This is a genomic window from Gammaproteobacteria bacterium, assembly GCA_013817245.1.
Classification (GTDB): domain Bacteria; phylum Pseudomonadota; class Gammaproteobacteria; order HTCC5015; family HTCC5015; genus JACDDA01.
Map to the genome: position 1 here is coordinate 66,731 of JACDDA010000008.1, position 22,250 is coordinate 88,980.

The window sequence follows — 22,250 nt, forward strand, 5'->3', positions numbered from 1 at the left end:
ATTTATCACTTGCTGTTGGCGGCAGTCGGTACGACTGGCGCAACGGATGATGATTCGGCAGTAGCAATCGTAACATCAACACCGTCACGTAATTTTTGCAAACCTGCCACTGCAATCATTTCGCCTACTTTTAAACCGCTGCGAATTTCTACAATCCCTGGTTGCCGCATACCGATCTCTATACGCTGCATACGCGCTTTATTATTTTCAATAACGTAAACAAATTTTGCTTCGCCATTCGCGACCAGCGCTTCTTCAGGCACTATCATCGCTGCACGCGTTAAGGTATTTAAATAAACTACCGCATATTGATTGGCGTGTAGATCAGCGCGAATAGCCGCAGGAATATTATCTAATTTACCTAACACGCCCAAGGTACGCGTGGTTTCATCTAATGCAGAATCAATCGCAACGACAGTACCTGAAAGTGTTGATTCGATTGCGGGGATTTTTAATTGAAATTTTAATCCGGGCCGTACTTGGTTGGCATCTTGACCCGCCACTTGAGTGCGCACCATCCAAACACTGTCATCAATCAAAGTCGTGATTTTACTACCACTTTTAATTAAGGCGCCGGGCGACACCAACCGTAAACCTACACGACCACTAAACGGTGCACGCAGACCGCTGCTGAGAAACTGATTGTTAAAATCTTGAAAATCTTTTTCTGCTTCGGTGACTTGCACCTGCGCTTGCGCATATTGCATCGCCGAAATGGTGCCTTTATCCAATAATTGTTTTTGTTGTGCGGCTTCTACGCGCGCGCGATCCATTAAAACGCGCGCCGCTTCTAGCTGCGCACTTTCTGCATCGGTATCTAAACTCACCAAGATATCGCCTTTTTTAACGCGACTACCTTCTTTGAAATACACTTTAGTTAAACGGCCATCTTGCCGTGCGGTAATATCAATAATTTCATTCGGCAACAAGATCGCAGCAGCCTCTACGGTTTCTGTGACCTTTTTTATTTCCACTGCGTGTAATTCAACAATCACTTGTTTAGATGGTTTAAAAGAATTACCCGCAGGCGTTAAGCGCGACCATATGATCCAGCCGACCACGCCAATCGCTAATAAAATAAAACCCCAACGAATATATGAGGATTGAGGGTTTGCGGTTCGCGCCACTATGAACTCCAGCTGCACTGGTTGTGCGTTTGACTAAATAGATATCGGCGGAATCTTACACCGACATTATTACAACAAGCATAACGAATATGGATATCACTAATATGTCTTCTAACTAACTTATAAGGAATGAGCTTCCTAGAATGGATAGCGCGGTTTTTATAAAGTTCAGGCGACGATTACGAATTTGCACATAAGCCGAACCAAATAGAAAAGCGCTATTTTTTAAATCTCTACTTGCATACCAAGTTCCACCACACGATTGGTAGGGATTTTAAAGTAGGAAGCGGGACTACCCGAATTGCGCACCATGCCAGTAAATAAATGTTCACGCCAAATCGCCATACCGGGCGTCTTCGATGCAATGACAGTTTGACGACTCAAGAAGAACGTGGTGTCCATCATGTCAAAATCCAAACCTTTCGCGATGCATAGATTTAATGCGTAAGGGATATTAGGATCATCTTTAAAACCATAATCCACTGTTACCCGATAAAAGTTATTACCTAAAGGTATAACTTTCACACGATCAACATCTTTTACGTAAGGAATATCGCGCGGCACTAAGGTTAATAAAATCACGCGCTCATGCAATATTTTATTGTGTTTTAAATTATGCAACATCGCATGCGGCATGGTGTTTTCACGATTGCTGGATAAAAACACAGCAGTGCCAGGCACTCGTTGCACAGAATGATTAACTAAATCATCCATAAAAGGTTCTAATGGAAATGCATTTGTTTGCATGCGTGCTGCCAAGATCTGACGGCCACGTTTCCATGTAGTTAATACCGTAAAAAACACGGCAGCAATGAGTAATGGGAACCAACCACCATGCACAATTTTCGGTATGTTCGCGCCAAAAAATGCTAAATCGATGGTTAAGAAAAATACCAGGCCGGCAATCGTAGTACCCCAGCCCCAGCCCCACACCGTGCGCACCACGACAAACGCTAAAATGGTATCAATCGCCATTGTGCCCGTTACGGCAATACCATAAGCAGCTGCTAAATTACTAGATGATTTAAAACCTAACACTAATGCAATCACACCGACGAACAACATACGATTTACAAATGGAATATAGATTTGACCAATAGCTTCATCAGAGGTGTGTTGTATAACCATGCGCGGTATATAACCTAGTTGCACCGCTTGACGTGTGATGGAGAATGCACCGGAGATCACCGCTTGTGAAGCAATCACGGTCGCCGCGGTTGTTAAAATAATCAGCGGATACAAACCCCAGCTCGGCGCTAATAAATAAAACGGACTTGTAACAGCCGTAGCATCGTGAATTATTAAAGCGCCTTGACCAAAATAATTCAGCAATAATGCTGGAAAAACTAAACCAAACCATGCAATACGAATCGAGCGTTTACCAAAATGTCCCATGTCAGCATATAAAGCTTCTGCGCCCGTGACCGCGAGCACGACTGAACCTAGTACAAAAAATCCTTGGGCTTTATGTTGAACAAAATGTTGTACTGCGTAATACGGATTTATCGCTGCTAATACTTCGGGATATTGCACGATACTTATCGCGCCCAATACACCCAGGGTTAAAAACCAAACGCACATCACTGGACCAAATAATGCGCCCATACCGCCCGTGCCTTTGTGTTGAAATAAAAACATGCCCGTTAAAATAATTAGCGCAATCGGAATAACAAAATGTTCTAAATGAGGCGCGGCGACTTTCAGACCTTCAGCCGCTGATAACACTGAAATGGCGGGGGTGATAACGCAGTCGCCATAAAATAATGCGGCGCCAAAAATACCTAGCGACATTAAGATCCAACTCAAACGTCCGTTATTACCGACTGCTCGTTGACTCAAAGCAATCAAGGCCATGATGCCACCTTCACCTTTATTATCGGCGCGCATAATGAAGGCAACATATTTTAATGCGACGACGAGTAATAAAGACCAAAAGATCAGCGACAAGATACCGAGCACATTAGCAACGGTGGGCGCTAAAGCGTGACCGCCTGAAAATACTTCGCGCATCGTATAAATAGGACTAGTACCGATATCGCCGAAGACGACACCGAGCGCACCTAACACCAGTGCAGATTGTTTTGTAGAATTTGACATAACGCTAAAATTAAATGGGGAAGTGAATGGCCGCGCATTATGCGCCGCGCGCAATCTTTTGTCTCTACATCACGACAGCCATATTAGGCTGGCCATCCGACCCGTCACGCCATCACGACGGTAGGAGTAAAAACGCTGAGATTCTTGGTAGGTGCAATATTCCCCTCCATATAATTGGTATACACCGACACTTTGCAAGGCCAGCCGCGCCGCGCGCAATCTTTTGTCTCTACATCACGACAGCCATATTAGGCTGGCCATCCGACCTGTCACGCCATCACGACGGTAGGAGTAAAAACGCTGAGATTCTTGGTAGGTGCAATATTCCCCTCCATATAATTGGTATACACCGACACTTTGCAAAGCCAGCCGCGCCGCGCCGACCATATCCAATAAGTAATGAGTGGGGCGTGCGGGAGAAACCTTGAACATAGCCGCATACGCAGGATCGGCTGCGCAAAATGTTTGGCGCACGTCTTCACCTACTTCATAAACAGCCGCGCCAATGCCGGGGCCCAACCACGCCAATAATTGCTCAGCCGGAACATTCATGCCTTGAACGGTCGCTTGCAATACACCATTGACTAAACCGCGCCAACCCGCATGCACGGCAGCGACCACGGTGCCGGCTTGGTCACACAATAAAACTGGCAAACAATCTGCCGTCATGACCACGGCTACTGCTTGTTGCGTTTGACTAATGGTGGCATCGGCGGCCGGCGGCGTTGTTAACATCGTCGCTGCATCGCCCGATGATGTGTCACGCAAATAAACAATGTCCGTACCGTGTACTTGATTTAACCAAACCGGTTCATTTGGTAAATTCAGCGTGTTGCGCAAGATAGCGCGATTGTTTTGCACACTGGACGCATCATCACCCACGTGCGTCGCTAAATTAAAATTCGCATACCCATTCGCATACCCATTCGCATACAGGGATGTTGCGGGTTCAGCAAGCTGACGCGTGGTGCTGACTGCTCTCACATTTTTTGGCGCCGGCCACAGCGGTGTAATCCAATCTTGATTGAGCGTTTTATTTACCATACGCAGGATTTTGTAGCTCAGCTTTTAAACACTGCAACAACTGCTGCATATCATCCGGCATGGGCACTGTGAAGTGCATGGCTGCTTCTGTATGCGGATGAATTAAATGCAATGTTTCCGCATGCAAGGCTTGACGCGGAAAAGCGCGCAAGGCTTGTTTTAATTCTTCGCTAGCGCCTTTGGGTAATTTTAAACGGCCACCGTACAAGGGATCACCTACAATCGGTTTACGTATATGCGCCATATGTACGCGAATTTGATGAGTGCGACCGGTTTCTAAACTCACGCGCAATAATGTATACGGACTTAAACGTTGTTCAACACGATAATGCGTGATCGCAACTTTGCCGCCAAATTGCAACACCGCACGCCGCTTACGATCGACGGGATGACGACCCATTTCGGTCTCGATAGTAGAACCTGCAACTAAAACACCATCAACTAAGGCGAGATATTCACGACCCATGCTGTGATCTTGTAATTGTTCTACTAAATGTTTATGTGCACGCTCACTGCGCGCAACCACCATCACGCCCGTGGTTTCTTTATCGAGACGATGCACGATTCCGGCACGTGGCAAATGCGCAGTTTCGGGAAAATGATGCAACAAAGCATTTTGCAAAGTGCCATCGGCATTACCTGCCGCAGGATGCACGACACGACCTGCCGCTTTATTAATAATAATAATGTCATCGTCGGCGTACAAAACATCCAACGGCAAAGGTTGTGCAATGGTCTTAACCTCAATACGTTCAGGCAAACTCACTTGCAACACTTGACCACTCAACACTTTGGTACGCGCAGCAACGGGTTCGCCATCGAGCAAAATATGGCCTTCTTTTAACCAGGTCTGTAAACGGCTGCGAGAATAATCAGGAAACAAAATTGCCAATACCTTGTCCAGACGTTCTCCCGCATGGTCCTCCGGTATAGCAACGGTCTGGGAATCAATCTGGGAATCAATCTGGCGATCAACATCGGTCATGGCAATGGTCTTATGAGCAAAAGGGGAAATAGGATACAATCTGCCGCCTCACGAGAACAGGTTTAAGTTTATGCGTACTGGGTTTATCGTTAAATCATCGCGTTTATTACGCCAAGCGTTATTGCTAGGCGGTGTTTTACTCTTAAACGCACTCAGCGGCTGCGCAAGTGATGGCAACGATGAGCAAGTATCTGCGCGAGTTTTGTACGAAAAAGCCAAAACATCGATGGAATATGGCCAGTTTGAAACGGCCATTGGCCATTTCGAAAGTTTAGAATCTCGCTTTCCATTTAGCGCGTACGCTTTGCAAGCTCAATTAGCGTTGGCTTATGCTTATTATCGTTTCGGTCAACCCGATCGTGCGATTGTGCAAGCTGATCGTTTTATTCGCATGAATCCTACTCATCCCAATGTTGATTATGCTTATTACTTAAAAGGCTTAGCCAACTTCGAACGAGAAAAAGGTTTTTTTGATAGTTGGTTTCCACGTGACCCCGCGGATTTTGAACTAAAACCCTTGCAAGATGCTTTTCATGATTTTGGTAAATTAGTCGAACGTTTTCCTAGCAGTGTTTACGCAGCCGATGCTCACCGTCGCATGATTTATTTGCGTAATGAATTAGCCGAACATGAAATTAAAGTTGCCGAGTTTTATTTAAAACGTAAAGCGTATATTGCAGCCGCTAATCGAGCGAATGGTGTACTAGAATTATTTAGCGAAACGCATAGCACTCAACGCGCTTTAGAAATTTTGGCCGAAGCTTATAATAATGTGAATTTGCCTGACCAAGCTGCAATCACTAACCAAGTGTTAATGTTTAATAAAACCGCAACGACCACCGATAAATAAATTTTATTTATCGTAAGCGTTAGTGATGGGATAACGACGTTCACGACCAAACGCACGCAGCGTTACTTTGACGCCAGGCGCTGATTGCCGACGTTTGTATTCGTTAAGATTTACTTTACGCACCACGTCACGCACGATTGTCGCATCAAAACCCTGCGCAACAATTGCTTCTATCGAACGTTCTTGTTCAACGTATAAACTTAAAATCTGATCAAGCATTTCATACGGCGGCAAACTGTCTTCATCTTTTTGATCAGGCGCTAATTCCGCTGATGGTGGCCGCGTGATAATTCGCTGCGGAATAACCATACCTAAACTATTTCGATAATGCGCTAAACGATAAACCCATTGTTTACTCACATCTTTTAAGGGTGCAAAACCACCGGCCATGTCGCCATACAAAGTTGCATAACCCATGGCCATTTCGCTTTTATTGCCCGTGGTTAACAATAATCGGCGCGCGTGATAACTTTGTTTATTCGACAATGCCATTAACAAAATACCGCGGCAACGTGCCTGCATATTTTCTTCAGTAACATCTGTTGGTAAATCACCAAACAATGGCGCTAAAGTTTGTTGTAGCGCGGTAAATGTTGCTTCGATCGACAACACTTGATAATCCACTTTTAATAATTGCGCCATCAATGCCGCATCATCTAAACTTATTTGCGCCGTATGACGTGACGGCAACATCACCGCTTGCACTGCTTCTGCGCCTAAAGCATCTACTGCAATCGCTAAGGTCACTGCAGAATCAATGCCGCCGGACAAACCTAACAACACACCTTTAAAACCATTTTTTATAACGTAATCGCGCACGCCACACACTAATGCTTCGTATAACAATGCATCATCAGATAAGGTGGCGTTGTTATTACTCAACGCTTGTAAATTTTTCCCGTCCCATTCAACTGCCGTAATGGATTCAACAAATACCGGTGCTTGCACAATAACAGCACCGTCAGCATCTAGCGCTAAAGATCCACCATCAAAAACTAATTCGTCTTGGCCGCCCACCATGTTGACGTAAATAATGGGGCATTGCGTTTCTTTAATGCGTTGTCGCAAAATTTCTAAACGTTTATGCGCTTTGCCTAAATGAAAAGGTGATGCATTTAAATTTAAAATAATCTGCGCACCTGCCGCGCAGGCTTGTTGCGCGGGTGTGACTTGCCAAATATCTTCACAAATAGTGAGACCCAAACGATAACCATGACAATCAAAAACGCCGACTTGATCACCTGCTTGAAAATAACGTAACTCATCAAACACGCCATAATTAGGCAGAGCATGTTTATCATAAACCAAGGTGCTTTTCCCTTGGCTTAATACAGTCGCGGCGTTATAACGCTGCTGCTGACCGTGTTGATCCTGATGTTCACGGGAATAACCAAGTACCAGCGTAATATTCAACTTCTTCGTTTGCTGTGCAATGTGCTGCACTGCACTCTCCATTGCCGCATGAAACCCTTCGCGAAACAATAAGTCTTCAGGCGGATACGCGCACAGCGCCAATTCGGGAAATACGACGATATCGGCTTGATAATCTGTGACCGCACGCTGGCAGGCGTTTATAATACGTTGCGCATTCCCGGCTAAATCACCCACGATGGGATTGATCTGCGCTAAAGCAATACGTAAGCTGGATTTCATGAGCACACACTAACACAAAGAATTGAAGGAGCTATTTTCCTTGAATATGTCGGCTGAGGCAAAATGCGTTTAATTATTTTTTTCATTGGGATTCTGCTCATCTTGTGGAGCTTACGCGGATTAATTCGCCAATTACGCGGCGACGCTGCTCATTCGTCTGAACCTCAATCCCCCGCAGCGCCTAATAAACCCTCCTCTCCTCCAAGAGGTAAACCCATTGGTGAATCGATGGTGCTTTGTAGTTTTTGCAGCTTACACATTCCCGAATCGGAGGCTTTGCGCACGCAAGATCGTTTCTTTTGTTGTGATGCACATCGTCAACAATGGCTGCTGCGCTAACACCCAAAACGCGTGGTTCTAATGCTGACGATGCAGATGATACTGGCACGCTGATCAGCAGTGCGGATGTTTCATTGCATCAACAACTGGATCAGCAATCGTGGTATTCCATCCAGTTATTTGCTTTATATCGTTTATTGTTAGGCAGTTTACTTGCCGCAGGATTTTTCTGGGGCATCGCTTTTGTGGATCCTTCATCCACCAAACAAACGTTGTTTGCACTGAGTTGCAGCGGCTTCACGCTGTTAGCGGTTATTTGGGTATTAACGACGCGTTTTAAATATCCGCATTACATCGCGCAGGTTTACGCCCAACTCACTGCCGATACTATTTTATTAGTCTTAATGATGCACGCTGGCGGCGGCATGAATAACGGCATTGCAATGTTACTGGTGGTCAATGTGGTTGCCGCCGGTTTATTACTGCCCGGCATGGCGAGTTTGGTATTTGCAGCGGTTAACACCTTAGCGGTTTTGTTTGAACAACTGTATTCCCATTTAACGATAGGCACGTCCACTGCTTCTTATACTCAAGCCGGTGGTTTAAGCGCCGCATTTTTTGCTACCGCTATTTTAACCATGTTGTTGAGCCGCCGTGTTTATGAGAGCGAACAACTGGCAAGCCAACGCAGTTTGGATATTCGCAATCTTGCCCAACTAAACGAACATATTATTCAACAAATGCAAAGCGGTGTAATAGTCGTTGATCCTACGCTACGTATTCGTCTCATTAATCGCTCTGCACGCTTACAATTAAATTTACATAATGATGTTGTATTGCAAACACTGGCAAGTATTTCTAATGAATTAAACGTGCGTTACCAACTGTGGCTTAATCGGCCCGCGCAACAACCCGCGCGCATTCGCAATCCCGGCAGCCCTTTTGAATTACAGCCTCATTTTATGCCATTAGGTGCAGAAGGTGCCGCAGGTACATTAATCATCTTGGAAGACACCACGCCTTATTCACGTGAATTACAACACGTCAAACTGGCTTCCTTAGGCCGCTTAACGGCGAGTATCGCGCATGAAATTCGCAATCCACTTTCGGCTATTCAACATGCGGCGCAATTACTCGAAGAAACCAATACGGAAGACGCACGTTTGTCGCGCATTATTCAGCAGCAAACCGAACGCATTAACAGCATTATTGAAAATATTATGCAGCTCTCACGCCGCGACGCGATTACACCTGAATGGATTACCTTGCACAGCTGTTTAGATGATTTTAAAAATGATTTTTGTCATCAGCAGCAATTACCGGCAACTACTTTCACTCTAAGTATTGACCCGCCAGAACTACAAATTGGTTTTGATCCTTCGCAACTGCATCAAATATTAACCAACCTCGCGATTAACAGTATGAAATACGGTCGGAATAACGCGGGCGATTTATTCATCACCATCACCGCAGGTTACGATAATCTCGGTCATTATTTTTTAGAATTTACCGATCAAGGTAGCGGTATCAGCCCCGAAGAAAGTGATCGTATTTTTGAACCCTTTTATTCGTGTGGCGAAAAAAGTGCCGGCCTCGGTCTTTATATTGTGCGGGAATTATGTGAGTTCAATCACGCGCATATTGATTGTCGTAACAGTAATATGGGTGCGTGTTTCCGCATAGAATTTGCTGATCCAGCACAACTCGGTTTGATCGATGCTACTAATTAATTACCCGTTAATCGCGAGTTACACATGAGCCCCATCCGCAAAGTTTTGATCGTTGACGATGAACCCGATATTTGTGAGTTACTCGAAATCACCTTAGGTCGTATGGGTTTACAAACGCATGCGGTACAAACTTTTCAAGCAGCTATTCAACAACTAAAAACTGAATCGTATGATTTATGTTTAACCGATATGCGTTTACCCGATGGCGATGGTCTTAACGTCATTGCCCATATTCAACAACACTGTCCCAACACACCGGTGGCGATGATTACCGCGCACGGCAATATGGAAGCGGCGATTAAAGCCTTAAAACTCGGTGCCTTTGATTTTGTATCAAAACCGGTGGACTTAAAAAATCTACGTGAAATGGTTAGCAGCGCTTTAAAACTAAGCAGTAATACTAATAAAACGCTGTCCGTTAAAACCAATGCTAATACTCAGTTATTACTCGGCGAATCTCCGATCATGCATGCATTGCGTGGACTCATTGCCAAGCTCGCACGCAGCCAAGCTCCGGTCTTTATATATGGTGAATCGGGCACCGGTAAAGAACGCGTGGCGCGATTGATTCATGCGCAAGGTCCACGGGCAGACAAACCCTTCGTGGCAGTCAACTGCGGCGCTATCCCCACGGAATTAATGGAAAGCGAATTTTTTGGGCATGCCAAAGGCAGTTTCACCGGTGCGGTAGCGGATAAAGAAGGTTTATTCCTGAGCGCCCAAGGCGGAACCTTGTTTTTAGATGAAATCGCCGAGTTGCCAGCACATATGCAAGTCAAATTGCTGCGCGCTATTCAAGAAAAAGCGATTCGCCCGGTGGGCAGCAACCGCGAACAACATGTCGATGTGCGTATCCTCAGTGCTACGCATCAAGATTTGCGTCAACGGGTTGAACAACAACAATTCCGCCAAGATTTGTATTACCGCTTGAATGTGATCCAAGTAGACGTGCCGGCCTTACGCGATCGGGTCAGCGATATTCCTTTATTGGCTAAACATTTACTCGACACTATCGCCCATGAATACGGCGCAACGAATGTGCAGTTAGAAGACTCAGCGATTGCATTACTGCAGGATTATCCATTTCCGGGGAATGTGCGCGAATTGGAAAATATTCTAGAACGCGCGGTGGCTTTAAGTGAGCATAGCCTTTTAACCGCCGCCGATATCAATTTGCCGGATGAAGCCCTGGCTAGCAACTATCCCTCAACCAAGGACCATCCTAATCTCGGTTATGACACGGACAACGATGCCAATCTTGACCATCAACTCGCCGATCAAGAACGTGAATCTATCCTGCAAGCCCTAGAACAAACCCGCTGGAACAAAACCCGCGCAGCGGAAGTATTAGGTTTGAGCTTTCGCCAACTGCGTTATCGCATCAAAAAACTCGGTTTAGAGTAAAGCTGTTAATGGCTAGTGACAGAATCTTGCCGCTTCAGCGGTAAAAGCCTGTCTAAAACTGACCAAGTCTGTCAGCTGGTTTTTTTACTTTGGCAATAAAAGTGTAACTGTTTGATATTTAAATAAAAAATAAGTTAATTCAGCATAAAACACTTGGCACACAAGCTGCTTTTCTTAACAGCAATCAGGTCAGCCCACGTTGATCGTGATGTTCAACTAACCTCTCTGGAGATCTCCCATGAAAAAAATGCAATCAGGTTTTACCCTCATCGAACTGATGATCGTGGTAGCCATTATCGGTATCTTAGCCGCTATTGCCTTACCCGCTTATCAGGATTACCTAGTCCGCGCTCGTGTTACTGAAGGCCTTAGTATGGCTGCTTCTGCTAAAACCACAGTAGCAGAAAATGCAGCTTCTGCTACTCCTCTAAACTCCGGTTGGAGCGCTCCTGCAGTCACCGATAATGTAGGCGGTGTAGATTTAGATGATACGAATGGTACGATTACCATATCTTATACCGATGCTTCTGGTGGTAATGGAAAGACAATCACGTTGGTACCCACTGATGATAACGGCGCTTTAGTATCAGGTACACCACCCACTGGTTCTATCAAATGGGATTGTACTGGTGGTGATTTAGACGCTAAATACAGACCTGCAAATTGCCGTTCGTAATATATAAGTCTTAGTAAACAAAGAGCCTGCACATTTGCAGGCTCTTTTCTTTGCAAAACAGAAAACTAGCCAGAAAATGTTACCTGTTTTTTTAACAACAAATGCTAACGTTACGTTTTAATTAAAGAATTGACATATTTTAAGCATCCCCTAACATGAAGCATCTCAAATGGACTCTCAATAACGAGGATGTGAACTTCTAATGGTGACACCTGCGTCCAATATAAAACTAAGCGGTTTAGCAAAACGACTGGTACAAGACGGTTTAATCACCGCCGACCAAGTTAATGACGCCCAGATTAACGCTAAAAAACAAAAAGTCAGCTTAGCTAGCTATTTAGTGGAAGAGAAAAAGCTTAATGCCGCCCACATTGCGATCGCCGCAGGCAGTGAATTTGGAATTCCCGTGTTCGATATCAGCACGTTCGACATGGATTCTTTGCCTAAAGAATTACTCGATGAAAAATTAAGCCGCACGCACCAAGCGCTGCCGCTTTATAAACGTGGTAATCGTTTATTTGTCGCCATCGCCGACCCGATGAATTTGGTCGCCTTAGATGAAATAAAATTTAACACTGGCACACCTACCGAACCCCTTATTGTTGAAGCGAATAAACTCAATCGTTTAATTGATGTGGCATTGAGTGCCAAAGATACCTCTATGCAAGATCTAGGGGATTTGGATGATGATCTAGAAAACTTAGATATTAGCGGCGGCGATGATGATGCCCGCGCTAAAGACACTGGCGGTGTTGAAGGCGCTAATGATACTCCAGTGGTGCGCTTTGTTAACAAAGTGCTGCTAGATGCTATTAATAAAGGCGCATCGGATATTCACTTAGAACCTTACGAAAAATTTTATCGAGTACGGTTTCGCATTGACGGCATGTTGTACGAAGTAGCCAAGCCACCTTTAAATATGTCGGTGCGTATTACCGCACGTATTAAAGTAATGTCGCGCATGGATATTTCCGAACGCCGCGTGCCACAAGACGGCCGAATTAAACTAAAAGTTTCTAAAACCCGCGCCATTGATTTCCGGGTAAACAGTTGCCCCACTTTATTTGGCGAAAAAGTTGTATTACGAATTTTGGATCCTTCTAGCGCTAAACTCGGAATTGATGCCTTAGGTTACGAGCCCGAACAAAAAGCCGCGTATATGAAAGCGCTAGGCAATCCTTACGGCATGATCTTAGTCACAGGTCCTACCGGCAGCGGTAAAACTGTATCTTTATATACCGGTTTAAATATTTTAAATACTCCGGAATGCAATATCTCAACGGCGGAAGATCCGGCCGAAATTAATATGCCCGGCGTTAATCAGGTTAACGTCAATCCTCGTGCAGGTTTAGATTTTGCTTCTGCGCTACGCGCCTTTTTACGCCAAGATCCTGATGTGATCATGGTCGGCGAAATTCGGGATTTAGAAACCGCAAACATCGCGATTAAAGCTGCACAAACCGGTCACATGGTCTTATCAACATTACACACGAATGACGCACCACAAACGTTATCGCGCTTGCTTAATATGGGCGTGCCACCTTTTAATATTGCATCTGCCGTTACGCTGATTATTGCGCAGCGTCTGGCGCGGCGTTTATGCGATTGCAAAGCGCTGGATAATGTCCCAGCGGAAGCTTTAAAAGCCGAAGGTTTTAGCCAACAAGAAATTGATGCCGGTATTAAAATTTACAAACCGGCAGGTTGTGATCGTTGCGGTGGCTCCGGTTATAAAGGCCGTACTGGTATCTATCAGGTATTGCCTATTTCAGATGCTATTGCGCGTATCATTATGGAAGGCGGCAATGCTATTCAAATCGCCGATCAAGCGCAGAAAGAAGGCATTAAAAATTTACGTCAATCCGCTTTAAAGAAAGTAAAAGATGGTTTCATCGGACTGACCGAAGCAAACCGCGTTACTAAAGACTAAACATAGCTAAGTATTATTGGGGAAGAACATGGCGGTAACAGCACGCGCAAAAGAATTTTTCCTTTACGAAGGCACGGATCGCCGTGGTAATCGTGTCAAAGGCGAAGTTGAAGGCTTCAGTCCAGAACTCGTTAAAGCCAATTTACGTAAACAAGGCATTAACCCGATTAAAGTTAAGAAAAAAGGCAAATCACTATTAGGTAGTTTTGGCAAAAAAATCACGCCCAAAGAAATTGCCATTTTCGCTCGACAACTGGCGACGATGATGTCTTCCGGTGTTCCCTTAGTACAAGCCTTTGAAATTGTCGGTCGTGGCCACGCTAATTTAGCCATGCAAGACTTAATTATGAATATCAAAGCTGACGTAGAAGGTGGCTCTAATCTTTCACAAGCCCTGGCTAAACACCCAGAACAATTTGATGATTTATTTGTGAACTTAGTAGCAGCTGGCGAGCAATCCGGTACTTTAGAAACACTACTCGATAAAATCGCCATCTATAAAGAAAAAACTGAAGCCATTAAAGGCAAAATCAAAAAAGCTCTTTTTTATCCGGCCGCCGTGGTCGTGGTTGCGCTGATCGTATGCACCATCTTACTGTTATTTGTAGTACCGCAATTCCAAGAGGTTTTTAAAGGTTTCGGCGCAGATTTACCGGCCTTTACGTTAATGGTTATCGGCTTATCCGAACTTTTGCAAGCTTATTGGTGGGCGGTTTTTGGTGGAATAGTAGCGGGTATTGCTACTTTAATTGAATTTAAAAAACGTTCTGAAAAATTTCGTATTTTAATAGACCGCTTGGTACTAAAAGCCCCCGTCTTCGGCGACATTCTAGTCAAAGCTTCTATTGCTCGTTTTGCGCGTACCATGGCCACTATGTTTGCAGCAGGCGTACCATTAGTTGAAGCCATGGACTCTGTCGCACGTTCTGCTGGAAATCTTATTTACACCGCTGCTATTTTGAAAATGAAAGATGAAATTGCAACAGGTGAACAATTACAAACCGCGATGCGACGCACCGGACTTTTCCCCAACATGGTGGTGCAAATGGTGGCCATCGGCGAAGAATCTGGCTCGGTGGACGCTATGTTAAGCAAAGTGGCCGACTTCTATGAAGATGAAGTCGATAACGCGGTTGATGCATTAAGCAGCCTTTTAGAACCAATGATCATGGCTATTCTCGGTGTGCTCGTTGGTGGTCTAGTGGTTGCCATGTATCTACCTATTTTCAAAATGGGTTCCGTGGTGTAAAAAATCAGGGAAATCATTGTGCTAAATATATTTTCTGCTTTACAAGCTAATATAGGCTTGCTGTTGTTCGCCGCTATTGTGGTGGGTTTAGTAGTCGGTAGTTTTCTAAATGTGGTGATGCACCGCCTACCGATTATGATGATGCTAGAGTGGCGCGAAACAGCGGAAGACTATCAAAAAAATCCTCCGCAGAATTTGCCTGCAAATATATCTGAAAAAACTTTTAATCTGATGACACCGCGCTCGCGCTGCCCTCATTGTGGACACGCGATTAGCGCATGGGAAAATATTCCCGTCATCAGCTTTCTATTATTACGTGGTCGTTGCGTACAATGCAAAACGCCCATTAGCTGGCAATATCCTATTATTGAATGCGTCAGTGCAATACTCGCGGCAATTGCAGTATGGCAATTTGATTTTACGATCCTAGCATTATGGGCGGCCGTTTTATCTTGGGCGTTATTAGCATTAACGGTTATCGATTTTAAAACTTATTACCTGCCCGATAAAATTACTTTACCTTTTATTTGGTTAGGTTTATTAATTAATTTACAAAATGGTTTTGTCAGTTTATCTGCTGCGGTCATAGGTGCAACCGCAGGATATTTAAGCTTATGGCTGTTTTACCATCTCTTCAAATCCATCACAGGTAAAGAAGGTATGGGTTATGGCGACTTTAAACTTTTTGCCATGCTCGGTGCGTGGCTAGGTTGGCAAGCACTGCCAGGAATTATTGTTCTATCTGCAGTAGTAGGTTCAATCGTTGGATTAAGTTTAATTATTTTCTTTAAACGCGATCGCCATCACGCTATTCCCTTTGGACCTTATCTTGCGGGAGCAGGTTGGATTTATCTATTATGGGGCACTGCCATTAATCAATCATATTGGCGTTGGCTACAACCTCTGTAACACAAAGAAGCACATTTATGTTAGTAGTTGGACTCACTGGCGGCATTGGAAGCGGCAAATCCACGGTTGCGGAATTATTTGCTAAACGTGGCATCAATGTTATTGATGCTGATATTGTAGCGCGTGAACTTGTCGAACCTGGACAAGCAGCGCTACACGATATTATTGATACTTTCGGTCGTCAGGTATTGAATGCTGAAGGTCGACTCAATCGTAGCGCCTTACGTGAAATTGTATTTAACGACTCTTCACAACGCGCCAAACTTGAAAGCATTCTACATCCGCGTATTCGTACTGCCATGTTAGAACAATTAGAGAATGTTAAATCTGAATATTGTTTATTTGTTATTCCATTGCTAGTGGATACTGGCTATTGGGATATGATCGATAAAATTACGGTAGTCGATCTCGAAGAACATTCACAAATTGAACGCGTCATTGCGCGTGATGGCGTGAGCCGCGAACAAGTGGCTAATATTTTAGACGCACAAATTAGTCGAGAAGAAAGAGTCGCTGCAGCTGATTACATTATCAATAATGAACAAAATAGCGACACACTCGATTCGCAAGTTGAACATTTACACCAAGAATTTTTAAATTTAACTCGACAAAAATATAACACGCCTGCTCCACAAAACGCCAATACCGAAGAAGACCGCGTTATTTATGAACACCCTCTCACCGAACGTATACGAACATTTCTACGTTTAGAAAATTTATTTAACCGTGCCGATTACCATTTGCAGCAAAACTCCGAATGGGATGCGCATGCGCTGGTGCATACACTGGTAGAGCTAACCAATCTCGCCAATCGTGGCGATTTAAAAAGTGAAATCATTAAAGAACTTGAGCGTCAACAGAGCGCCATTGCTCGCAATCGCACCACACCTCATATCGAGCGCAGCCAAGTCGAAAAAATACTAATCGACCAACAACTGTTATTAAAAAATTTACTCGAAAATCGCGAACAACTTGGACAACACATGAAGACGGATGGCTTTTTTAGCACCCTACGTCAACGTTTATCTATTCCTGGTGGCGCCTGTGAATTTGATTTGCCGGCATACGCCCATTGGTTACGACTCAACGGTGACCAGCGTCGTAAAATTGCTGAACCTTGGTTAACGCCTTTTAAAACAGCTATTGATGCAATTAGTTTATGTTTAAATGTCATTCGTCAGAGCACACCAGCGCAAGCTAAAATTGCAGGCTGTGGCTTTTTTGAAGAAAGCTTGCAATCACATCAAGACACTCAACTATTGCGCGTTTTTGTACCCAAAACACTTTCTTGCTACCCTGCTATTAGCGCTGGTCGACATCGTTTTAGCATTCGCTTTTTACAAGCCACCGCAACCGATTTACATTCGGGACAATCAGATCGAGATATTCGTTTCCAATTAGCGCTTTGCGGTTTTTAAAGTCTATTTTTTCCAAAACGCACTAATGCCCGCAACACCTTGCGCACCTAAAGCTTGCACTTCTTTTATCATGCTCGAATTCATGCCACCCAAAGCATAAATCGGAAAATTCGCTTGCGCTGTTAATTCAGCAAATTTTTCCCAACCGAGTGGCGTTTTTTCAGCATGACTGCGCGTTACACAGACAGGGGAAATAAGCGCAAAATTCACACCTAATTCTGTAGCACGCTGTAATTCAGTGACATCGTGACAAGCTGCAGATACCCATGCTATATCAGTTAATGTATTTTTATTTATCGCGTGCAGATAATGTGACGATAGATGTAGGCCATGTCCAATAGATGAATCAAATTCATCAGGCGGCATATTAAGCATTAATTTAGCGCTTTTTGTTTCACATAAGTTTTTTAACGTCTGCGCCAAACTAATAAATCTATTTTTCGGTAAACTTGGACAGCGAAGCTGCAATAATTTTGCGCCATTTTGTAATACTGATTTTGCCACTTCAATAAATTCAGTTTCCTCACCTATTTTACAATCCGCGCTAACCACATACACAGGCGGCAATTGTAAAGCGTGAATAATCGGCACGTTTGCCGCAGGAAAATTTTCTGGATTTAATTCGTCGGGCCAGCACCAAGCTAATGGTTGATTTTCTAAACTTCTAGGACAATCCAAATAATCATTTACGCGAAATACATGTAATGAAATAGATTTATCAGAATAATCATGCTGGATGCTAATTAATGGTGCGGTTTTTTGTATATGAATGCCTAACTCTTCTTCTAATTCACGTGCTAACGCTTGCAAAAGCGATTCACCAACTTCTAATTTTCCACCCGGAAATTCCCACTTTCCACCTTGATGAGCATCGTTATGTCGTCTCGCGATTAAAACACGTCCAGCACTATCTTGAATAACGCCAGCAACAACCGTAATTCTTTTGCGAGTATCAGGTGCGGTATTCGGCGTTGATAGTGACATAATCGTGACTTAAATCTGAAGTCCAAACCGTGGCTGTCGCTGCACCTCGGCTCAAATCAATTACAATTGTAATTTCAGCGGGCTGCATAGCGGCAGCACCTTGTGCTTCGGTATAACTTGTTGATCTTGCACCATCCACTAAAACCACAACATCGTTAATGCTAATGCTCACACCATTCACATCAAGTTCATCAATCGGTGCGCGTCCCACGGCTGCCAAAATTCGACCCCAATTCGCATCACTGGCATACAAAGCGGTTTTAACTAACGGCGAATGCGCAACGGTATAAGCTACGACCAAACATTCTTTCTCATCACGTCCACCGTGAACTTTAATTGCTACAAATTTATTTGCGCCTTCAGCATCTCTGATAATAGCCTGCGCCAGAAAACGATACACTTCTAATAAAGAATTTTTAAACTCTGTGTATTGTGCATGTTTTTCTGTTAATTCCACCGTTTTATTGGTTGCAATCAATACCGCGGCATCATTTGTCGAAGTATCACCGTCAATAGTAATGCGATTAAAACTTTCATCAATCGCTTCACGATGTAATTGATTTAATAAATTCTGGGCGATGCCCGCATCGGTAGCAATATACGACAACATCGTTGCCATATTAGGACAAATCATCCCAGCACCTTTAGTAATTCCAGTAATTGTGACGACTTTGCCATTGATATCAATACGACGACTAATTGCTTTGGGCAAAGTATCGGTAGTCATAATCGCTTGCGCCGCTTGCGGCCAATTATCTGCGCTTAAATTTGATAACAATGAAGGAATAACAGCGGTTAATTTATCCACCGGCAATTGCTCACCAATCACGCCAGTAGAAAAAGGTAAAATATTTTCTAAACTTACTTTTGCAGCAGATGCTAATGCAGAGCAACTTTGTCGCGCTGCTTGCATACCTTGCTCGCCGGTACCGGCATTCGCATTGCCAGCATTAATTAATAAATAGCGAGGTGTTGTTTTAGCTAAATGCAGTTTCGCTAACTGCACAGGAGCCGCACAAAACCGGTTTAAGGTAAAACTCGCAGCGACTGTCGCGTTTTCAGAAATTTCAATTAAAGTAACATCATCTCGCGGTTTGCGGCGGATACCCGCATACGTTGCGGACAAACGTAGACCTTCAACTGGCCATAAATCGTCATGCTCAAATAAACCTACCGCCATCTTATGATTCTAACCGGCCATGGCATTGTTTATATTTTTTTCCTGAACCACAAAAACAAGGATCATTACGGCCTAATTTTTTTTGTTCTCGTACATACGGTTGCTTTTCAGCCAACGCAGCAGGTTCTTCTACTGGCGCTTTTAACACGTTTTCAGCAGCAGGATGATTAAACTGCAAATCACGAGGTTCTTCACGTCGTGCAATTTCATCTAACACGGGTTCTTGCGATAACTGCACATAATATAAAACTTTCACCACTTCATATTTAATAGCATCCAATAAACGTGCAAACAATTCAAAAGATTCTCGTTTATATTCTTGTTTTGGATTCTTCTGCGCATAACCACGTAAACCAATGCTTTGACGCAAATAATCCATCGTGGCTAAATGCTCTTTCCAATGATGATCTAAAACTTGCAACAAAAAGAATTTTTCAACTTTACGCATTGTTGCTTCACCATTGACACTGCCGGCACTACTGGCTTTGGCGTGATAAGCATCATGCAACTGCGCTTTAATACGTTCTTGCAAACGACCCGCATCAAGCTGCTGATCTTCTCCAATCCATTGTTTTACCGGCAAAGGCTGCCCAAATTCCGTAGTTAACGTATGCTCCAATGCCTCTACATCCCATTGCTCTGGCAAAGATTGCAATGAAATATAACGGTTAAGCGTATTGTCAATTACATCATGTCGAATGGCTTCTATTGTTTCAGAAACATCTTCTGAGCGTAAAATTGCACTACGTTGATCATAAATGACTTTGCGCTGATCATTTGCAACATCGTCATACTCTAATACATGCTTACGCACATCAAAGTTATGCGCTTCTACTTTACGTTGCGCGCGCTCAATACTGCTTGATACCCATGGATGTTCAATGGCTTCATCTTCTTTCATACCAATACGCTGCATCATATTGGCTAAATTAGCGCCAAAAATACGCATTAAATTATCTTCTAAAGAAATATAAAATCTTGATGAACCGGGATCACCTTGGCGACCTGCACGACCGCGTAATTGATTATCGATCCGTCGCGATTCATGACGCTCAGTACCTATAATGTGTAATCCGCCTGCGGCGATTACAGCGGCATGACGCACTTGATATTCTGCACGAATCGCAGCAATGTCTGCATCACTTGGATTTTCTAGCTTCGCTATTTCAACTTCTGCATTTCCACCTAATACAATATCGGTACCACGACCCGCCATATTGGTTGCAATAGTTAAAGCCGCAGGACGACCGGCTTGTGCAACAATATCGGCTTCTCGTGCGTGTTGTTTTGCATTTAATACTTCGTGTGGAATACCCGTTTTAGTTAATAATTTTGAAAGGTATTCAGAAGATTCAATAGATGCTGTACCCACTAACACTGGCCGTTCAACTTTCAAACATTCTTGAATGTCATCAATGATCGCTTTATATTTTCCATCTTGCGTTAAGTAGATTTGATCTACACGATCATCACGCACCATAGGTCGATGGGTAGGAATAACAACAACCTCTAAACCATAAATTTCTTGAAACTCATACGCCTCTGTATCGGCAGTACCCGTCATACCCGCTAACTTGGTATACAGTCGAAAATAATTTTGGAAAGTGATTGATGCTAAGGTTTGATTTTCATTTTGAACTTTTACACTTTCTTTAGCTTCGACCGCTTGATGTAAACCTTCTGACCAACGTCGCCCGGTCATTTTACGACCCGTAAATTCATCAACAATTACGATTTCATTATTTTCAACCACATAATGCACATCGCGTTGATACAAAAAGTGAGCACGCAAAGATGAATCTACATGGTGCATTAAATTAATATTACGCGGATCATAAAGGCTATCGCCTTCTTCTAAAATTCCATGCTGAACTAATAATTCTTCAACATGATCATGACCTTCTTCTGTTAAATGCGCTTGGCGACTTTTTTCATCAACACTAAAATCCCCAACACCATTTTCTTCCATTTGACGTTTAAGTCGCGGAATTAATTTATTAATTTTTACGTATAGATCAGAATTATCGTTAGTAGGTCCAGAAATAATTAACGGCGTGCGCGCTTCGTCAATCAATATTGAATCGACCTCATCAATAATGGCAAATACAAGTTCGCGTTGTACGCGGTCTGCCAAAGAAAACGCCATATTGTCGCGCAAATAATCAAAACCAAATTCGTTATTGGTACCATAGGTAATGTCTGCAGCATAAGCCTGTTGTTTAGCTTCGCGTCCCATTCCTGCTACTACAACACCGACCGTTAAGCCCAGAAAGTTATATAATTTACTCATCCACTCCGCATCGCGGCGTGCCAAATAATCATTAACGGTAACAACATGCACGCCTTTGCCCGACAATGCATTTAAATAGGCTGCCAAGGTGGCAACCAGTGTTTTACCTTCACCCGTACGCATTTCAGAAATTTTGCCACTGTGCATAACGATAGCGCCAATCAGCTGCACATCGAAATGGCGCATTTTTAATACGCGTTTACCTGCCTCACGCGCCACCGCAAATGCTTCAGGTAATAGTTGATCAAGGCTTTCACCCTGCTGATAGCGCAAACGAAAGGCGTCTGTTTTGGCGCGCAATTCGCCATCGCTCAGCGCCGCAAGATTCGATTCTAAGTCATTAATTTCTTCAACGGTTTTACGCAGACGTTTAACCATTCGATCATTACGACTACCAAAAAATTTTCTTACGAGATTGCCCAGCATAGACCACTTCGTTTGACAT

General features: G+C 43.7%; 18 protein-coding genes. 9 read left to right on the top strand and 9 right to left on the bottom strand.

Features of this window, described 5'->3' with window-relative positions:
• Window positions 1–5: 5 nt before the first annotated feature.
• The 5 genes from H0W44_09945 to rluD all read right to left on the bottom strand — a co-directional run bounded on the left by H0W44_09945 (window position 6) and on the right by rluD (window position 5,253).
• Window positions 6–1,127, bottom strand: a complete 1,122-nt coding sequence (locus tag H0W44_09945) for an efflux RND transporter periplasmic adaptor subunit (GenBank protein ID MBA3582760.1) — start codon at window positions 1,125–1,127, stop codon at window positions 6–8.
• 225 nt (window positions 1,128–1,352) lie between these two features.
• Window positions 1,353–3,224, bottom strand: coding sequence for a potassium transporter Kup (locus H0W44_09950; protein ID MBA3582761.1), 1,872 nt, complete (start codon window positions 3,222–3,224; stop codon window positions 1,353–1,355).
• A gap of 69 nt (window positions 3,225–3,293) precedes the next feature.
• Window positions 3,294–3,443, bottom strand: a complete 150-nt coding sequence (locus H0W44_09955) for a laccase domain-containing protein (protein ID MBA3582762.1) — start codon at window positions 3,441–3,443, stop codon at window positions 3,294–3,296.
• A 15-nt stretch (window positions 3,444–3,458) separates the two neighbouring features.
• Window positions 3,459–4,268 (bottom strand): peptidoglycan editing factor PgeF, encoded by an 810-nt coding sequence (gene pgeF / locus H0W44_09960; GenBank protein MBA3582763.1) that lies wholly within the window; start codon window positions 4,266–4,268, stop codon window positions 3,459–3,461.
• On the bottom strand, window positions 4,258–5,253 hold the full coding sequence (gene rluD, locus H0W44_09965; GenBank protein MBA3582764.1) for a 23S rRNA pseudouridine(1911/1915/1917) synthase RluD: 996 nt from the start codon (window positions 5,251–5,253) through the stop codon (window positions 4,258–4,260). Before rluD ends, pgeF begins: the two co-directional genes overlap by 11 nt.
• A 70-nt stretch (window positions 5,254–5,323) precedes the next feature.
• On the opposite strand from rluD, the gene H0W44_09970 reads away from it, so the two are divergent.
• Window positions 5,324–6,103 carry an outer membrane protein assembly factor BamD gene (locus H0W44_09970; protein ID MBA3582765.1) on the top strand — a complete coding sequence of 260 codons (780 nt, stop codon included), beginning with the start codon at window positions 5,324–5,326 and terminating at the stop codon, window positions 6,101–6,103.
• A gap of 3 nt (window positions 6,104–6,106) precedes the next feature.
• Here the strand turns inward: H0W44_09970 and H0W44_09975 are convergent, their stop codons facing one another.
• On the bottom strand, window positions 6,107–7,756 hold the full coding sequence (locus H0W44_09975) for an NAD+ synthase (GenBank protein MBA3582766.1): 1,650 nt from the start codon (window positions 7,754–7,756) through the stop codon (window positions 6,107–6,109).
• 63 nt (window positions 7,757–7,819) lie between these two features.
• Here H0W44_09975 and H0W44_09980 point away from each other — a divergent pair, with 63 nt between their 5' ends.
• The 8 genes from H0W44_09980 (at window position 7,820) to zapD (ending at window position 17,351) form a co-directional block, all read left to right on the top strand.
• A complete protein-coding gene (locus H0W44_09980; GenBank protein ID MBA3582767.1) occupies window positions 7,820–8,095 on the top strand; it encodes a hypothetical protein in 276 nt (91 codons plus the stop codon).
• Window positions 8,080–9,765, top strand: a complete 1,686-nt coding sequence (locus H0W44_09985) for a HAMP domain-containing histidine kinase (GenBank protein ID MBA3582768.1) — start codon at window positions 8,080–8,082, stop codon at window positions 9,763–9,765. Before H0W44_09980 ends, H0W44_09985 begins: the two co-directional genes overlap by 16 nt.
• Window positions 9,766–9,789: 24 nt before the next feature.
• Entirely contained in the window at window positions 9,790–11,169 is a 1,380-nt protein-coding gene (locus tag H0W44_09990; GenBank protein ID MBA3582769.1) for a sigma-54-dependent Fis family transcriptional regulator, read from the top strand.
• 238 nt (window positions 11,170–11,407) lie between these two features.
• Window positions 11,408–11,845, top strand: a complete 438-nt coding sequence (locus H0W44_09995; GenBank protein MBA3582770.1) for a pilin — start codon at window positions 11,408–11,410, stop codon at window positions 11,843–11,845.
• Window positions 11,846–12,047: 202 nt separating this feature from the next.
• On the top strand, window positions 12,048–13,775 hold the full coding sequence (pilB, locus tag H0W44_10000) for a type IV-A pilus assembly ATPase PilB (GenBank protein ID MBA3582771.1): 1,728 nt from the start codon (window positions 12,048–12,050) through the stop codon (window positions 13,773–13,775).
• A 28-nt stretch (window positions 13,776–13,803) separates the two neighbouring features.
• Window positions 13,804–15,024, top strand: a complete 1,221-nt coding sequence (locus H0W44_10005; protein MBA3582772.1) for a type II secretion system F family protein — start codon at window positions 13,804–13,806, stop codon at window positions 15,022–15,024.
• A 27-nt stretch (window positions 15,025–15,051) separates the two neighbouring features.
• A complete protein-coding gene (locus tag H0W44_10010; protein MBA3582773.1) occupies window positions 15,052–15,933 on the top strand; it encodes a prepilin peptidase in 882 nt (293 codons plus the stop codon).
• A gap of 17 nt (window positions 15,934–15,950) precedes the next feature.
• Window positions 15,951–17,351, top strand: coding sequence for a cell division protein ZapD (gene zapD / locus H0W44_10015; GenBank protein ID MBA3582774.1), 1,401 nt, complete (start codon window positions 15,951–15,953; stop codon window positions 17,349–17,351).
• 3 nt (window positions 17,352–17,354) lie between these two features.
• On the opposite strand, the gene H0W44_10020 is transcribed toward zapD, so the two are convergent.
• The 3 genes from H0W44_10020 to secA are packed head-to-tail and all read right to left on the bottom strand — an operon-like array spanning window position 17,355 to window position 22,231.
• The gene (locus H0W44_10020) at window positions 17,355–18,335 is read right to left on the bottom strand and encodes a Nudix family hydrolase (GenBank protein ID MBA3582775.1); all 981 of its coding nucleotides are present in this window, start codon (window positions 18,333–18,335) and stop codon (window positions 17,355–17,357) included.
• Window positions 18,304–19,515 carry a bifunctional glutamate N-acetyltransferase/amino-acid acetyltransferase ArgJ gene (gene argJ / locus H0W44_10025; protein ID MBA3582776.1) on the bottom strand — a complete coding sequence of 404 codons (1,212 nt, stop codon included), beginning with the start codon at window positions 19,513–19,515 and terminating at the stop codon, window positions 18,304–18,306. Before argJ ends, H0W44_10020 begins: the two co-directional genes overlap by 32 nt.
• A 1-nt stretch (window position 19,516) precedes the next feature.
• Window positions 19,517–22,231: a preprotein translocase subunit SecA gene (gene secA, locus H0W44_10030; GenBank protein MBA3582777.1), complete on the bottom strand. Its 2,715-nt coding sequence runs from the start codon at window positions 22,229–22,231 to the stop codon at window positions 19,517–19,519.
• Window positions 22,232–22,250: the final 19 nt, after the last annotated feature.

Coding starts and splice junctions, on each gene's coding strand:
- H0W44_10020 (MBA3582775.1), bottom strand. CDS start 18,335: ATGTCACTATCAACGCCGAATACCGCACCTGATACTCGCAAAAGAATT.
- H0W44_10005 (MBA3582772.1), top strand. CDS start 13,804: ATGGCGGTAACAGCACGCGCAAAAGAATTTTTCCTTTACGAAGGCACG.
- H0W44_09995 (MBA3582770.1), top strand. CDS start 11,408: ATGAAAAAAATGCAATCAGGTTTTACCCTCATCGAACTGATGATCGTG.
- H0W44_09975 (MBA3582766.1), bottom strand. CDS start 7,756: ATGAAATCCAGCTTACGTATTGCTTTAGCGCAGATCAATCCCATCGTG.
- argJ (MBA3582776.1), bottom strand. CDS start 19,515: ATGGCGGTAGGTTTATTTGAGCATGACGATTTATGGCCAGTTGAAGGT.
- H0W44_09985 (MBA3582768.1), top strand. CDS start 8,080: ATGGCTGCTGCGCTAACACCCAAAACGCGTGGTTCTAATGCTGACGAT.
- H0W44_09970 (MBA3582765.1), top strand. CDS start 5,324: ATGCGTACTGGGTTTATCGTTAAATCATCGCGTTTATTACGCCAAGCG.
- H0W44_09990 (MBA3582769.1), top strand. CDS start 9,790: ATGAGCCCCATCCGCAAAGTTTTGATCGTTGACGATGAACCCGATATT.
- zapD (MBA3582774.1), top strand. CDS start 15,951: ATGTTAGTAGTTGGACTCACTGGCGGCATTGGAAGCGGCAAATCCACG.
- pgeF (MBA3582763.1), bottom strand. CDS start 4,268: ATGGTAAATAAAACGCTCAATCAAGATTGGATTACACCGCTGTGGCCG.
- H0W44_09980 (MBA3582767.1), top strand. CDS start 7,820: ATGCGTTTAATTATTTTTTTCATTGGGATTCTGCTCATCTTGTGGAGC.
- pilB (MBA3582771.1), top strand. CDS start 12,048: ATGGTGACACCTGCGTCCAATATAAAACTAAGCGGTTTAGCAAAACGA.
- H0W44_09950 (MBA3582761.1), bottom strand. CDS start 3,224: ATGTCAAATTCTACAAAACAATCTGCACTGGTGTTAGGTGCGCTCGGT.
- secA (MBA3582777.1), bottom strand. CDS start 22,231: ATGCTGGGCAATCTCGTAAGAAAATTTTTTGGTAGTCGTAATGATCGA.
- rluD (MBA3582764.1), bottom strand. CDS start 5,253: ATGACCGATGTTGATCGCCAGATTGATTCCCAGATTGATTCCCAGACC.